This is a genomic window from bacterium, from assembly GCA_035307765.1.
In the GTDB taxonomy this organism is placed as follows: domain Bacteria; phylum Sysuimicrobiota; class Sysuimicrobiia; order Sysuimicrobiales; family Segetimicrobiaceae; genus Segetimicrobium.
Genome location: DATGHU010000041.1, coordinates 21,074 through 35,792 on the forward strand (window position 1 = coordinate 21,074; position 14,719 = coordinate 35,792).

The following is a 14,719-nucleotide window of genomic DNA, read 5'->3' on the forward strand; positions in this document are numbered from 1 at the left end:
CCGTCCTGCGCTGCGGCCGCGTCATCGACGGGACCGGCCAGCCGCCGCTCGACGGGGCCCTCATTCTGGTCGAGGACGGCGTGATCGCGGCCATCTGCCCGGCGGGGTCCGTCGACGGTCCAGCGGATACCCGCACAATCGACCTGCGAGCATCCACCGTGCTGCCGGGACTGATCGACGCGCACGATCACCTCTGCTTCGACTGGACGGATCCGAAGGAGCTCCTGGAGCGAGAGCCCGACACCTGGTCGGGTCTGCGCGGCGCCGCGAACTGCCGGAAGATATTGCGGGCGGGGATTACGACCCTCCGCGTGATGGGCGAGAAAAATCATATCGATCTGCTCCTCCGCCGGGCGATCCGGGACGGAATGATCGAGGGCCCGCACCTCCTGGTTAGCGGGCAAGCCATCACAATCACCGGAGGGGTGCAGAGCTGGTTCCCGGGCAACGGCGTAGACAGTGCCCCAGAAATTCGCACGCACATCCGCCGGCAGGCAAAGGCGGGCGTCGATCTGATCAAGATGTTTGCGACGGGGAGCGCTGCGACCCGTGCGGTGAACCCGCTCACCCCCTGCTTCTCGCGCGATGAGATCGTGACCGCGGTGGAGGAGGCGCGTCGGGTGAACCTGCCGCTGGCGGCTCACTGCCACGGCGGGACCGCCGCGCGCGACCTGGTCGACGCGGGCGCGTTCTCCATCGAGCACGGCGCCTGGCTCGACGACGATGTGCTCGCGGAGATGGCCCGCCGGGGGACGTTCCTCGTGCTCACGTCGGGGTACGCGCACGTCGTGGCCCGGCACGCCGGCGCGACGGCAACGCAGCGCGATCGATGCCTGGCGATGATCGAGGCGTACCGCCGGACCACGGCGCAGGCTCGCGAGCGCGGTGTGCGAATCGGCATCGGCACGGATGAGAACCACGGCGACCTGGCGATCGAAATGCAGAACCTCGTCGAGGGTGGGTACACACCGATGGAAGCCATCCAGGCGGCGACGAGCTGGAACGCGGCGATCTGCCGCCTCGCGGAGAGCGCTGGATCGATCGAGGTCGGCAAACGCGCGGACGTGATCGCCGTTGAGGGCGACCCCCTCTCGGACATCCGCGCCGTACAGCGCGTCCGGTTCGTCATGAAGCAGGGGACGGTGCATCGGCATGATGCGTCGGAAGGAGAGGGCGGGCCATGGACTTCCGTCTGACCGAAGAGGACCGCGCACTTGTCGAACGTGCCCGCGGGCTCGGGGGCGAGTTTGCCACACGGGCGCGCGAATACGATGAAGCCGCGGCGTTCCCGGAGAAGGACTTCGATCAACTGCGCGCAGGGGGCCTGCTCGCGCTGACGGTGCCGACCGCGCTGGGCGGCCACGGGTTCTGGCAGGGCACGCGGTTTCTGCCGTTTTACTTGGTGCTCGAGGCCATCGCCTCCGGGGCGGCATCGACCGCCCAATTGCTCCAGGTTCACTCCCATGCCAGCGGGATCGTCGCCTACCTGGGGAATGAGAAGCAGCGCCGCCGGATCCTGGGCGACGTCGCCGCGCGAGGTGCCCTCATCGCCTCCTGCGGGAGCGAGACCGATCCCGCCCGGATCAGCTCGAGCACGGTCGAATCGGTCCTGCGTCCCGCGGACGGCGGCTTCCGTCTTTCCGGGGTGAAGCATTTTGGCTCACTGGCCCCCGCCGCGGACTACTATCTGATCTATGTGCTGGCGCCGGGCACCCGCACCGTGGCCGAGGGGTATACGACCGTGATCGTGCCCAAGGGGACACCCGGCGTGTCTCTGGAAGATACGTGGGACACCATGGGCATGCGGGCGACGATCAGCTGGAGCCTACGCCTCAACGACGTCTTCGTCCCTGTCGAGAACGTGATCGGCGAGCCGGGCGACTGGGTGCAGCGGGACCCGCGCACGTTCACCCTCGGATACGTAGCCAACCACCTCGGCACGGCGCAGGGGGTGTTCGACTTCGTCCGGCGGTATGTCCAGGAGCGCCCCTTCCTGGCGAAAGACGATGTGACGGCCTGCACCCTTGGCGAAATGGACGCCGCGCTCCAGGCCACCCGCACGTCGATGTGGTACGCCGCCTGGCTGTGGGAGCAGGGCCGGTACGACGACGCCGAACTGGCCTCGATGCGCGCCCTGCACACCTCAAAGCAGGCGGCGATCATGATCACGACCAAGGCGTTCGACGTCTGCGGCGCGCGCAGCGCTTTCAAGACGCTCCCGCTCGAACGCGCGCTCCGGGACGTGCGCACGTTCACCCTCCACTTCCGCGAATCCCAGGTCTTGCGCATGCTGGCCGACGCCGATCTCGGCGGCGCGTTTCACTCGAAGCAGAAGTACGGCCCGAAGCTTCCGCCCGAGGCTCTGAAATCTCTTCGCGTATCGACGTAGCGCAGGCCGGGCAGGGACAGCCGTGGGGATGACGGAGCGGATTTACCGAGTTCTCGCCACGCGCCAGCGGTCCATGGTTGAGGAACTCGGAGCGTACGTGTCCGCCGAGAGCGGCTCGCGGGACAAGCCGGGGGTCGATCGCGCGGGGCGACTTGCCGCAGACGCTCTGGCCGCGACCGGATTCGCCGTCGAAACCGTGCCTCAGCCGTCGTGCGGCGACCACCTGGTTGCGCGCAGGGCGGGCGGCGGGCGCGGCCGCCTGCTCGCCCTGCTCCACCTGGACACGGTCTGGCCGCGGGGGACGCTGGCGAACAACCCGTTTCGGGTCGAGGGCGGACGGGCGTACGGCCCCGGGGTCTTGGACATGAAGGGCGGGTGGGTGGTGCTCTTCTCGGCGCTGCGCGCTCTGGGGGAGATGGAGTGGGACGGGCTCGCGGCGACCACGGTGTTCCTCTGTGGCGACGAGGAACTGGGGAGCCCGACAGGCCGGGCGTGGATCGAGCGCGAGGCGCGGCGTGCCGACTGGACCTTGGTCATGGAGCCTGCCCGGGAGAATGGCGCCCTGGTCGTGCAACGCGGCATGGTCGGGGCCCTGTCGCTGGAGGTGAGCGGTATCACCGCGCACACCACCGCGCCGGAGCGCGGGGCGAGCGCCGTCCACGCGCTCGCCCACAAGATCCTGGAACTGGAGGACCTGACCGACCCCGTGCGCGGAACGCTGGTCACCGTCGGCGTCGCCGCTGGGGGCAGCGCCCGACAGGTGATCCCGGACCGGGCGACCGCCAGCGTCGATGTGCGCGCCCGCACCGCGGGTGACGCCGAGGAACTTCTGCGACGCATCCAGATCATCGCCGGCGCCCCCCACGTCTCGGGGACGTCCGCACAACTCGCAGGGGGGATTACGCGGCCTGCGTTTGAACGCACCCCGGGGGGAGAACGGCTGCTCCAACTGGCGCAGGCCTGCGGCCGGGAGATCGGTCTCGCCCTGGACGGAGCGGCTACCCAGGCGGGGTCCGACGGCAATTTTACCGGCGCGCTGGGGATCCCGACGCTTGACGGTCTCGGCGCAGAAGGCGGGCACGCTTGCAGCCGGAATGAGTTCGTACTCGTCGAGTCGTTACCACGGCGGGCGGCGCTGCTCGCGGGGTTGATCGCGAAGCTTCCCCCCTCGGATACCGCGAGGGGGTAATGGAGGATGGCCCGGGCTCGCTAAGGCGGACCGCACGCCGGACCAGCGCTTTCGCGGCGTCGAGAACCCGCGCGAGCCCACCGCTGGATCAGAAGCTTTAGTTCGACCATAGACGAACAGCCCTCAGGGATGCGGCGCTCGCGCCCGTGTCGAATCGGCGTTGCGCGCATCGACCGCGGCCTCCCAATCGTGCATCCTGGCGTCAAAAGAAAAAATCTTTGACATCCCAACAAACAGGGGATCGTAGGGGATGGCAGTGGTCCTCGCGAAGAGTCCCGCACACCGCACCGAGTTTCGTCGGTACTTGAGGCGCCAGATGGCATTGCCTGTGCGGTCACTCCAGGATTAGGAGGGCCCGCGATGGGTTCCCGCTATGAGCTTTTTGATCAACCCCGTCCGTTCCGCACACCGAGTCGTATTTGGTTCGGGACCGGCGCCGCGACCCAGATCGGGGACTGTGTCAGGGAGCTCGCGATCGCGGTGGGTCCCGTCTTGCTGATGACGGACCCTGTTGGAGATCGCCTCGGGTTGGCGCGGGAGATCGTCTCGGGGCTCGAGAAGGCAGGGTTCCGGATCGAGCGCTACTCGAATATCCCCGGCGAGCCGAGTGCAGAGACCGCCGACAGCGCCGTCGCGGTGGCCCGGCACTTATCCCCGGTCCTGGTGGTTGGCGTCGGCGGCGGCAGCGTGATGGACGTCGCAAAGCTCAGTGCTGCGCTTGTCCGCAACGCCGGAAGCGTGTTCGACTATACGCATTTCGTCGGGCAGCGGTTTGCGAACCCCGGCGTTCCGACAATCCTCGTGCCCACCACCGCGGGGACCGGAGCAGAGGCCAGCCAGAACGCGGTGGTCACGAAAGGGCCCCTCAAAGCATTTGCCAACAATCACCCGCAGCTCCTCGCGGCAGGGGTGATCTTGGACCCCACGCTCACCCACTCGCTACCCCCCAAGGTCACCGCCGACACCGGCCTAGACGCGCTGAGCCATTGCATCGAAGGCATGCTGTCCACGAACGCGACAGGGTTGACGGATCTTATGGCAACGCAAGGCATTGAGCTGATCTTCCGTGCGCTGCCCCGCGCCTATGCCGACGGAAACGACGCAGCGGCCCGCGCCGATATGTTGCTTGCCGCGTACATGGGGGGCCTGACGCTCAACGCCGGCATGGTCGTTGGCCACTCGATCGCCTATACGATAGCGAACCGGCTTCACACCCCACATGGGTTCTCTTGCGCGCTGGCGCTTCCGTACACCATGGCATATAACCGTCAGGCCGCAGGCGAGCGTCTACGGCTGGTCGCAACGGCCGCTGGCGTGGGAGAGAAGCACGTGGTTGCCTCGGTGGGGGGGCTCTGCCAGGACGTCGGCATTCCGGAATCGCTTCGCGCGCTTGGGCTGGAGCGTGAGCGCCTGCCGGAACTCGTTGAGGAATGCCTCAAGCAGTACCCGCGGCCCAACAACCCGCGTCCACTTGACCCGGAAAGCCTTGTGTCGCTGTATACCGCGATGTGGGAAGGGCGCCCGGCTCACCTCTGGCAGTCCTGATCCTGAAGGATTGCCGGGACGTCCATCGAAACGTTTCGGTGAAACGTTCCGCTCGGGGGCCCTCGGCGATGGCCACCATGCAGGATGTTGCGCGGCGGGCACATGTTTCCGTGTCGACAGTTTCTGCCGTCGTCAGCAACCACCCTGGAATCTCCGGGGAGTTGCGCCGGGCTGGTGCCGGGGTTATCCAGAATCTTGGGTGCCGGCGGAACGGGCTCGCCCGCACTCCGAGAACTTGTCGTACCCAGACCGTCGGCCTGTTCGTGTCGGATATCAGCAATCCATTCTTTCCCGATGTCGCCTGGGGCGTCGAAGACGAAGCGAACCACCGCGGGTTTTGCGTTATCCTCTGCAACTGTTTAGCGCAGTATGATCCAAAGGAGGTATTCCTATGCGGATGATGAGGGGTAGGATCGTGGGCGCTGTGCTGTTTGCGTTGATGATATCTGTCGGGGTGGCGTCTGCTCAATACAATTATACACCGAGTCCGCAGCCGACGCAGCCACCCAGCCAATCCTCCACCCTCAACGTAGCCACCGTCATGATTGAGGGGAAGTCGCAGCCGATTCTTGTGGACACAAAAGGCATGAGCCTCTACTACCTGAGCTCAGATACCGCGACATCGAGTGCATGTACGGGAGGCTGTGCCGGCGCGTGGCCGCCATTGTTGGCCGTCGTGGCTCCAAAAGCCCCAGCCTCGGCGACGGGGAAGATTGCCATCGCCAAGACCGCCAACGGGTCCCAGGTAAGTTACAATGGGCACTTCCTCTATAGGTTTGGGGTTGATTCAAAGCCCGGCGAAGTTCAAGGGGAGGGCCGGCATGGACCACAGAACGGCGTGTGGCATGTCGCGACCCCCGATCTGAAGCCGACCACATAGGCCTACTACGGAAGGAGAAGACCGAGTTACGGTCACCACGGTCCGGGACCTTAGGCTCCTGAGTTAGGTCCCAAGAGCCTGGGGGGGGACTCATGCCCCCAAGCCAGTTTACGTACACGACTTCTCCGCGTCGTTGACTCGATATCCCCGCCATCCCGCCAGGGGCGACGAGGGGAGACAGTGGGCCGCTCCAGTATCCGCTCCAACGCTGTGCGATGAATTCGAACCCTCCCCGCCGATTGCCGAATTCGCCATGAGCCCCGCCTCTTGGATCTGACCCGGAACCTGAGACCGCATACCTGACCGCTATGTTGACTGGTGGCTGCTTGTTGCGAGACGGGGGGCCGAGAAGAAGGGGACCCCAGATCCGGATGCAGAGGACCGGCAGGGGTGGGGAAGATGGTGCCCTGACGATGAACTCTTCCGGCAGCGATGGACCCCAGCGAACGGGTGCTCTTGGGTAGGACACGGCTGACGGTGACGCGGCTGGGCCTTGGCACCGCGCCACTCGGCGGCTTGTTCGAGGCGGTGGCGGACCGTCGGGCCCACGCCACCGTCGAGCGCGCCTATGAGACGGGACTGCGGTTCTTCGATACAGCGCCGCTCTACGGATACGGCCTCGCCGAGCAACGGATCGGACACGTCCTCCGCGGCAAGCCCCGCGGTGAGTACGTGCTCTCGACGAAGGTCGGGCGTCTGCTGCGCGCCGGCGCGCCGCCCGATCTCACCCAGTTCGATCGCGGCAAGCCGTTCTACCAAGGTACGCCCGACGTGAGCCCGATATTTGACTTCAGTTACGACGGCGTCATGCGATCAATCGAGGAGAGCCTGACGCGACTGGAGCTTGACCGGGTGGATATCCTCCACATCCACGATCCTGACGCCCACTACCCCGAGGCGTGCGGGGGTGCGTACCGTGCGCTGGACCACCTCCGCCGGGAGGGGACGATCGCCGCCGTTGGCGCGGGCATGAACCAGGCGGAGCTGCTGGAGCGGTTTGTGCGAGAGGTCGATCTGGACTGCGTCCTGGTGGCCGGGCGCTACACGCTGCTCGATCAGGCCGCGCTGGGGGGGTTGCTGCCCGCGTGTAGAGCCCGGCAGGTCGCTGTGATCGTCGGAGGTGTGTACAATAGCGGGATCCTGGCGGACCCGCGGATGGGCGCCACATTTGACTACGTGCCGGCGCCGCCCGGGTTGGTGGCAAAGGCGCAGCACATCCACGCGATCTGCCAGCGGCATGGCGTTCCGTTGAAGGCCGCGGCCCTCCAGTTTCCCTTTGGGCACCCGGCGGTTTCTGCCGTCCTGATCGGGTGCCGCTCGTCCGCGGAGGTGGACGAGAACATCCAGTGCTTGCGGTACCCGATCCCCGCGGCGCTCTGGGAGAACCTTCGGCGGGAGCGGCTTCTTCCCGCGGATGCTCCCCTACCGGGAGAGGGGGGAGACGGTGCGTAGGGAACCGGTGGTTGATGCGCACCAGCACTTCTGGGATCCGGCGGTCGTAACCTACCCGTGGCTGACCGCCGAATACGCGGCCGTTCGGCGCCGGTTTGGGCCCGAGGACCTGGCCCCGCAGTTGGCACAGCACGGCGTCGATCGCACCGTGCTGGTTCAAACGTTGTCGAGCCTAGCGGAAACACGCGAGCTCCTGCGCGTGGCGGCTCGGGCCGGGTTCGTCGCCGGTGTGGTCGGGTGGGTTGACCTCGCCGACCCCGGCGTGGAGAGCGTTCTCCGCGAGGTGCGGGCGGCGCCCGAAGGCCGGTGGCTTGTGGGGATCAGGCATCAGGCCCACGACGAGCCGGATCCGGGGTGGCTCGTGCGCGAGGACGTACGGCGAGGACTCCGAGCGCTCGGGGATGCGGGACTGGCGTTTGACTTCCTCGTCCGCACCCGTGAGCTTCCGGCGGCGTGGCGTGTGGCGCACGAACTTCCCGAGATGCGGTTCGTCATTGACCACATCGCCAAGCCCCCGATCCGCACCGGGGACCACCACTCCTGGGCGGAGGCGATGGCGCCGTTCAGCGATCTGCGGAACGTCTCCTGCAAGCTCTCCGGGATGATCACCGAGGCCGACTGGCACGCGTGGCGACCGGACGATTTGATACCCTACGTGCGCCGGGTGGTGGGCTGGTTCGGAGAAGACCGGTTGATGTTCGGCTCCGACTGGCCGGTCTGTCTGGTGGCCGGGTCGTATGGCCAGGTGCTCGATACCGCTGCCGCAACGCTAGCGGATCTCTCTGCGAAGGCGCGTAGTAAGATCTTCGGCCGGAACGCGATGGAGTTCTACCGGCTGCGTTGTTGAGTGGTTCGAGGACTCCGGCGCCGTGCTACCGAAAGCACGGGGAAGGGAAACCGAGGGCGGCGGTGATACGGCTGATTCCAAAATGGCGGATCCGGGCATGACGGTCGGTGACACGCATCCCGCGGCCGTGGGCCCGATCCTCGCTCCGTCCGGGCGTGGGTGGGGTGCCCGGATGCTGGGATCCTACGAGGTCGCGATCTACGCCGCCTTGGCGCTCGTGATCGTCGCCGTTTCCCTTATCGCGCCCCGGTTCCTCTCGTCCGATAACCTGTTTGAGGTGGCGCGCAACTTCTCGTTCATCGCCGCGGTCGGCGTGGGCGAAGCGATCGTCATTCTGGCGGGCGGTGGCGGCATCGACCTTTCCGTGGGATCTCTGATGGGCCTCGGCGGCGTGGTCGCCACCAAACTCCTCGGCCTCGGCGCAGGGCTCCTCCCCGCGGTCGCCATCGGGGTCGGTGCCGGGTGGGCCTGCGGTACCGCGAACGGCCTGCTGGTGACGAGGGCGCGAATGACCCCGCTCATTCCCACGCTCGGCATGCTGTCGATTGCCCACGGCCTCTCGCTCGTCATCACCCAGGGATATCCCCTTTCGGCGCTCGGTCGAGACGGCGCGACGTTTGTCGGCCTGGGCGCCGGGTATCTCGGCCCGGTGCCCTACCCGGTCGTCTTCATGATTCTGGTGGTGTTCGTCGGGTGGATCGTTCTGACCCACACCCCGTTTGGTTACAATGTATATGCGGCCGGCGGCAACGACGAGGCCAGCCGTTTGAGCGGAATCAACGTGGAGCGCGTCCGCCTCGTCGCCTACATGACCAGTGGCTCGCTGGCCGCTCTGACCGGTATCCTGCTCGCGGCGCGGCTCTCCGTCGGCGACGCGACCACCGGGCAGGGCGAGGAACTCAACGTCATCGCGGCGGCGGTGATCGGCGGCATTAGTCTGCTGGGCGGCCAGGGCTCCGTCCTCGGCCTGTTCGCGGGCGCCGCCCTCATCGGCGTGCTCCTAAACGCGATGGTTCTGATGGGCGTCCCCGCCTTTTGGCAGGAGGTGGTGATCGGCAGCACGATCATCGTGGCGGTGTTGCTGGACCGCGTGCGGCTGCGCTTCGCCCGCGACTGACCAGGCGGCCCTTCGGCCGGGGGCGCCGGCGCCGCGGTGCGAATCGCGGGCGCAGCCCGGAAGGAACCGACAAAGGGGGTGAGGTATGGTGATGCGCGTGTGGCGTACCATTTCGGTATTGGTCCTAGCGGCGGGGCTCGTGGTCATCCCACCGGGAGCTCCGTCCGCGCACGGGGCTAAAGCGCTGATCTTCGCGATCGTGCCCAAGGCGATCAACAACCCGTTCTACAACGACGTGCGGCGCGGGTGTGAGGCCGAAGCGAAGAAGCTGGGGGTAACGTGTGATTTTACGGGGCCGACCGTGACGGAGATCCAGCCGCAGATCCAAGTGCTGGAAGGGTTGATCCAGCGTCACGTTGATGGGATGGCGGTTGCGCCTGTCGACGGCAAGGCCGCCGTGCCGGTGATCAAGCAGGCAATCGCCGCGGGTATCGCGGTCGTCACGTTCGATTCCGATGCGGCGTCGGGCTCGGGCCGGCTCGCGTTCATCGGGACCGACAACTACGCCGGCGGCGTCGCCCTCGGCAAGCAGTTTGCCATGGCGTTGCCAAGCGGCGGCAAGTACGCGATCATCACGGGCGGGCTGGGGGCCGAAAACCTCAACGAGCGGATCAAAGGGGTCCATGACGGCCTGAAACAAGCGGGGGTGGCGGACAAGTTCACCGAGGTATCCGGCTCGCCGTTCCCGTGCAACGACGATGTCAACCGGGCCGTCCAGCTCATCGAACAGGCCCTCGCCGCGCATCCCGATCTCAGCGGGGTTGTCGCCGTGGGCGGGTGGCCGCTGTTCGCGCCGGAGGCGTACAAGCAGGCGCTGAAGCCCAAGGCCGCCGCAATGAAAGCCGGCAAGTTTGCGGTGGTGTCGTTTGATACCCTCCGGGCCGAACTCGAGATCCTCAAGGCTGGGTACGTGAGCGCCTTAGTCGGCCAGCGGCCGTATCAGATGGGCGTTGACAGCATCGATGCGCTCTACGCGTACGTGACCAAAAAGACCAAACCCGCGGACCCGTCCCACACGGGCCTCGATGTCGTGACGAAAGCAAACGTCGACAGCTTCTTGAAGTAACCTTCGGTCGGTCGGAACGCAGGGCTGGGGTGGCGGGGTGCGCCGCCCCCGGCCCACGGGAGGACGCCACAGGATGAGTCCGCCCCTCGTCGAGATGCAGGGTATCGAGAAGCACTTCGGCGCGGTTCACGCGCTCCGGGGAGTGGATTTCACATTGGCGCCCGGGGAAGTTCACGGCCTCGTCGGCGACAACTCCGCCGGAAAATCCACCCTCATGAAGATTCTATCCGGCGCGGTGCAACCCGAGGCCGGACGAATTGTATTCCGCGGGGCCGCGGTTCGGTTCACCACTCCCGCCGACGCGCGCCGGCGCGGCATCGAGATGGTGTACCAGGACTTCGCCCTCTGCAACAACCTCGATATCGCGCAGAACATCTTCCTTGGTCGCTGGCCGAAGCGAGCGCACGTGTTTGTGGACCGCCGGGCCATGCAGCGGGCGGCGGAGGCGATGCTGCGGCGTCTCCGCATCGATGCGCCGTCCGTGGCGGTCCAGGTCCGGCACCTCTCAGGCGGGCGCCGGCAGAGCGTCGCGATCGCGCGGGCGCTATCGGTCGACCCAGCGGTGCTTATCCTCGACGAGCCCACCGCAAACTTGTCGCCTGGTGCGACGCAGGAGGTGCTCCGTCTCGTCGCGGACCTGAAGCACCACGGGGTCGGCGTGATTCTCATCAGCCACAGGCTTCAGGAAGTGTTCGCGATTGGAGACCGCGTCACCGTGCTGAAGCAAGGACGGCACGTCGCGACCCGCCTTGTTGGGGAGGTCACCGAGGACGAGATCCTGGAGCTTATCGTGACCGGAGGGCGGACGAGCGGAGCCGGCCCTATGGCCGTGGGGTCAGGGCTCCCCCCCGACCCGGCCCTTCCGGGAGGAGCGACCGGGTCAGGCCGCAGCGGTGAATCGCAACTTTGACGCCCCGCCTCGAGCACGTTACAGGCGCAGCAATCGCGCGGCGTTCTCCCCCAGCACCTGGCGTTCCTCCGCAGGCCGCAGCTCCGCCTGCTTGATCGCCAGAATCTGCGTGGACGGGAGCACGGCGGGTCCGTTCGATTCGAATAGAATTTGATGGGCTCCGATCTCACGCACGGTGTCCCGAATGTAAACGGCTCCATGACCGCGGTCGCCATCAGATAGAGGTTCGACGCGCGCTTCGCCGCGACGATGGTGGAGCCGACGTAGGGAACTCTTGAGTGCGCAAACGCGCCAGATGCAGTAGATGGCAGAGTGCGGGAGGTCGAAATGCACATCGTCAGAGTGCAAGCGGCGCGGGCGCATCCGCCGGGGAGCCCCGAGAACTTCAGCGGTACCGCACGCTTCCAAGATCTGCACGCAACGAAGGACGCTAGGGGCATCGATATGGTCGCGGTATTCTTCGCGCCGGGGGCGCGGACCCGGCCGCATGTTCACAAAACCTACCAGGCCCTCCATATCGTGGAGGGCGAAGGGATCGTTGCGACGGAACAGGAGCGGCGGCTCATCAGGCCGGGGGACATCGTGGTCATCCCTGCGGGCCAGTGGCACTGGCACGGGGCGACGCCGACCTCCGCGATGTGCCACATTTCCACACGGCCCGTGGGCCCGACGGACTGGTCGGTTCCGTTGCGAGACTGGGATACATACGCGGAGGGAGCCCGCGGCTCAGGTGCATAGGGAGACTCCCTGGAGGGTGCGACGTGAGGTGAGGCTTTACGGGTGCCACTCGGCCCCTGACCCGACTGGGTATAGAACGACGCGGCGCCAGAGAGAGGGGAGTGTGTAGAGCTTAGACTCCACGCATTGCGTCCGCTTTTCCCCAACGGGCCGGCTGGGATGAGTCCTAGAGCGCCTTTTTGGATCCCGCGGCCATTTCGGGGAGATTCTCAGTTAGATGTTCGGCTCTCCGAGTATCCCATCTGCTTTGTCTTGCTGGTCGCCAAAGGAACATCGGCACCGCTTCCCAGCCCCGATACCGTCTTTGCCTCCTCCGGCCCACTCTGTCACGGTGAGAGGGTGACCCCTCGGAAGCGCATCATGCCGTCGGGAACCTGCACAAACCCGTGCACGCGGGTGGAAATGAGCTTGTATTCTTTAGGGAAGTACAGCCACACGTAGGGCACGTCATCGACGAGCAGCTTTGTCACCTCACCGTACGCCCGGCGCCGCTGACTCATGGCCCCTAGGTACCGTGCGGCGTCGAGGAGTGTTTGGACGCGTTGGTTGTTGTACCCCGTGTAGTTGAAGGACCCGATGCCAGACTGGGTTGTAAACGGGTAGATATCGAAGTCGGGATCGGGACGGCCGCTCCACTCGATGAGCGCCGCTTCCTCCTTCAAGTGGCTGATCGCATCGATAATCGTGCCCTGATCAACGATCTGGATCTTCATCTGGATCCCCGCGTCCGCGGCCATTGCTTGGATCGCTTGTGCGACCGCTAGGCGTTGTTGTCCCGGCTGGGTAAGGAACGTGAAGGTGAATCCCTCGGGATGTCCCCCGGCCTGAAGTTTCTCTTTAGCCAGCGCGACGGTCCGTGGGGGCAGCTTCCAGGCCGCATCGTACGCCGGCGTCCCGTTCGGGAAGAAGAAATACGCCGGGTACGCGGCGCCCTGAAGCACGACATTGGCGATCGCATCACGATCCACCGTGGCGGCGAAAGCCTGACGGAGCAGCTTGTTGTCAAAGGGCGGTTTGGTGACGTTCAACGCGATGGCGGTCCAGGCGATGGCACCGTGCTGCAGCAGGCGGAAACCAGCCCCGGGCCGAGCGGCGTCTGCGGCCAGTTCCTTGACCTGAGGGAGGGGGAAACGGTGCCGACGATGTCCACGTCCCCAGATTTAAGATTCGCGATGCGGGCGTTGTCGTCGGTGATCATCCGGTAGACGATCCCGTCGAGCTGCGGGAGCCCTTTCTCCCAGTAGTCTGGGTTGCGGCGAAGCGTGATGTGATCCTGGGGGATCTTCTCCGCGAACACGAAAGGGCCGGTCCCTACCGGGTGCAGCGTAAAGTTCAGGCCGTCCTTTTGCGTGGCGGTCGGAGAGAGCATCATCCCGGCCCGATCCGTGAGGACATAGAGCAGCGGGCTGTAGGGCCGCTCCAGTGTGATCTGGACGGTCGCGGCGTCGACCGGGACGACATTTGCCACCGGTGCGATCTCACTCCGTCGTGCGGAGGGGAACTTTGGATCCCGCATTCTATCGAAGTTGGCCTTCACCGCCTCCGCGTTGAATGGAATCCCGTCATGGAACTTTACCCCCTGACGGAGTTTGAACGTCACGGTTTTCCCATCTGGGCTAATCGTCCATGACGCCGCCAGCATCGGCACGATGGCCAAATTCTCGTCGATATCCACCAACTTGTCGTAGAGGTTCTGAAACACCTGACGGTCCACCGCCGAGCCCGAGAGGTGCGGGTCCATAGTGGGAGGATCAAGGTCGAGCGCTGCCTTTAACAGCCCACCGGCCTTCTGACCTTGCGCGGATGCCGTCGCCATGAGTCCCGCTACCGCGATGGCGGCAAACCCCAGCATGATTGGTTTTTGCACCACCCGACCTCCTCTTTTGTCCCCCGACTCGAGCCCGGCTGTCGCTTCCCTTGCCGATGTCGCTGCGTAGAGATGATGAGCCTTAGGCCACTGTCAGCTGAGGCTCCCAAATATGTACTGAGCCCTCGGACCGTTCCGCCACCCTTGCGACGGCGCAGCGGTTCACAGGCTACCCCCTTGGGAAGCGTCGATCACCAGCACCGGACATATCTTAGTTCCTCGATGCGTGATTCATCCCTTAGTTATGGTTTGATATTGCGGATGGGAGGGGATCGGTGGGGCAGACTGGTGGAAAGGAGCTGGCCGCGCGGAGGTCTGGCGGGCGGCGTGCGGGGTCAACTTCCTCGATGGCGCGCCCGTTTCACGCACTCAGCCCGCCGAACGATGGAGGTCGGATCATGTGGAGACCTTCTTTTGGCACCTGGCACATCGGCCAAAAAAGTCCACGACATGGTCAAGCACGGCGAATTTCTTGTCCGGGACCCTAACGCGGCAATCAGTCAGACTAATCACCGTGCCGCAGTCGAGGCAGATCATGTGATGATGATGCCCGGGAGCGCAGAAGACATATCGTATCGTTCGATTCGCCTGCGGGAAAGACCGACAGAGTCCCGCTTCGGCCAGAGCCGCGATGAGGCGGTAGACCGTGGCTCGGCCTGGATGCAGCCCCGATTGTTCGGCCGCGATACGTAGCTCCTGAGGCGTGTACCAGCGTCGCG

The 14,719-nt window shown here is 65.7% G+C and carries 13 protein-coding genes; 10 read left to right on the top strand and 3 right to left on the bottom strand.

Translation table 11 applies throughout. The annotated features are described in order from the left end of the window. Positions 1–80 precede the first annotated feature (80 nt). From VKV57_13845 to VKV57_13885, 9 genes are all read left to right on the top strand, one after another. Positions 81–1,196, top strand: coding sequence for an amidohydrolase family protein (locus VKV57_13845; GenBank protein ID HLW60984.1), 1,116 nt, complete (start codon positions 81–83; stop codon positions 1,194–1,196). Beyond that, positions 1,181–2,389, top strand: a complete 1,209-nt coding sequence (locus VKV57_13850) for an acyl-CoA dehydrogenase family protein (protein HLW60985.1) — start codon at positions 1,181–1,183, stop codon at positions 2,387–2,389. Before VKV57_13845 ends, VKV57_13850 begins: the two co-directional genes overlap by 16 nt. Positions 2,390–2,417: 28 nt before the next feature. Continuing rightward, the gene (locus tag VKV57_13855; GenBank protein HLW60986.1) at positions 2,418–3,578 is read left to right on the top strand and encodes a M20 family metallopeptidase; all 1,161 of its coding nucleotides are present in this window, start codon (positions 2,418–2,420) and stop codon (positions 3,576–3,578) included. A gap of 360 nt (positions 3,579–3,938) precedes the next feature. Further along, on the top strand, positions 3,939–5,123 hold the full coding sequence (locus VKV57_13860) for an iron-containing alcohol dehydrogenase (GenBank protein HLW60987.1): 1,185 nt from the start codon (positions 3,939–3,941) through the stop codon (positions 5,121–5,123). A gap of 1,312 nt (positions 5,124–6,435) precedes the next feature. Beyond that, positions 6,436–7,455: an aldo/keto reductase gene (locus VKV57_13865; GenBank protein ID HLW60988.1), complete on the top strand. Its 1,020-nt coding sequence runs from the start codon at positions 6,436–6,438 to the stop codon at positions 7,453–7,455. Further along, the gene (locus tag VKV57_13870; protein HLW60989.1) at positions 7,448–8,302 is read left to right on the top strand and encodes an amidohydrolase family protein; all 855 of its coding nucleotides are present in this window, start codon (positions 7,448–7,450) and stop codon (positions 8,300–8,302) included. The genes VKV57_13865 and VKV57_13870 overlap by 8 nt, the downstream gene beginning before the upstream one ends. Positions 8,303–8,399: 97 nt before the next feature. Continuing rightward, the gene (locus tag VKV57_13875; GenBank protein ID HLW60990.1) at positions 8,400–9,419 is read left to right on the top strand and encodes an ABC transporter permease; all 1,020 of its coding nucleotides are present in this window, start codon (positions 8,400–8,402) and stop codon (positions 9,417–9,419) included. 97 nt (positions 9,420–9,516) lie between these two features. After that, a complete protein-coding gene (locus VKV57_13880; protein ID HLW60991.1) occupies positions 9,517–10,485 on the top strand; it encodes a sugar-binding protein in 969 nt (322 codons plus the stop codon). 73 nt (positions 10,486–10,558) lie between these two features. Continuing rightward, positions 10,559–11,395 (top strand): ATP-binding cassette domain-containing protein, encoded by an 837-nt coding sequence (locus VKV57_13885; protein ID HLW60992.1) that lies wholly within the window; start codon positions 10,559–10,561, stop codon positions 11,393–11,395. An 18-nt stretch (positions 11,396–11,413) separates the two neighbouring features. On the opposite strand, the gene VKV57_13890 is transcribed toward VKV57_13885, so the two are convergent. After that, the gene (locus tag VKV57_13890) at positions 11,414–11,758 is read right to left on the bottom strand and encodes an amidohydrolase family protein (GenBank protein ID HLW60993.1); all 345 of its coding nucleotides are present in this window, start codon (positions 11,756–11,758) and stop codon (positions 11,414–11,416) included. Here VKV57_13890 and VKV57_13895 point away from each other — a divergent pair. Further along, positions 11,723–12,133 carry a cupin domain-containing protein gene (locus VKV57_13895; protein ID HLW60994.1) on the top strand — a complete coding sequence of 137 codons (411 nt, stop codon included), beginning with the start codon at positions 11,723–11,725 and terminating at the stop codon, positions 12,131–12,133. The genes VKV57_13890 and VKV57_13895 overlap by 36 nt on opposite strands. 326 nt (positions 12,134–12,459) lie before the next feature. Here the strand turns inward: VKV57_13895 and VKV57_13900 are convergent, their stop codons facing one another. Beyond that, complete coding sequence (locus VKV57_13900; protein ID HLW60995.1) at positions 12,460–13,161, bottom strand: ABC transporter substrate-binding protein; 702 nt, start codon at positions 13,159–13,161, stop codon at positions 12,460–12,462. Then, positions 13,158–14,000: an ABC transporter substrate-binding protein gene (locus VKV57_13905; GenBank protein HLW60996.1), complete on the bottom strand. Its 843-nt coding sequence runs from the start codon at positions 13,998–14,000 to the stop codon at positions 13,158–13,160. Before VKV57_13905 ends, VKV57_13900 begins: the two co-directional genes overlap by 4 nt. Between the last annotated feature and the right edge of the window lie 719 nt (positions 14,001–14,719).

Bases quoted from the DNA above. Each gene is read 5' to 3' on its own strand.
- VKV57_13885 (HLW60992.1), top strand. From the start codon at position 10,559: ATGAGTCCGCCCCTCGTCGAGATGCAGGGTATCGAGAAGCACTTCGGC.
- VKV57_13895 (HLW60994.1), top strand. From the start codon at position 11,723: ATGCACATCGTCAGAGTGCAAGCGGCGCGGGCGCATCCGCCGGGGAGC.
- VKV57_13875 (HLW60990.1), top strand. From the start codon at position 8,400: ATGACGGTCGGTGACACGCATCCCGCGGCCGTGGGCCCGATCCTCGCT.
- VKV57_13855 (HLW60986.1), top strand. From the start codon at position 2,418: ATGACGGAGCGGATTTACCGAGTTCTCGCCACGCGCCAGCGGTCCATG.
- VKV57_13860 (HLW60987.1), top strand. From the start codon at position 3,939: ATGGGTTCCCGCTATGAGCTTTTTGATCAACCCCGTCCGTTCCGCACA.
- VKV57_13865 (HLW60988.1), top strand. From the start codon at position 6,436: ATGGACCCCAGCGAACGGGTGCTCTTGGGTAGGACACGGCTGACGGTG.
- VKV57_13850 (HLW60985.1), top strand. From the start codon at position 1,181: ATGGACTTCCGTCTGACCGAAGAGGACCGCGCACTTGTCGAACGTGCC.
- VKV57_13890 (HLW60993.1), bottom strand. From the start codon at position 11,758: ATGCGCCCGCGCCGCTTGCACTCTGACGATGTGCATTTCGACCTCCCG.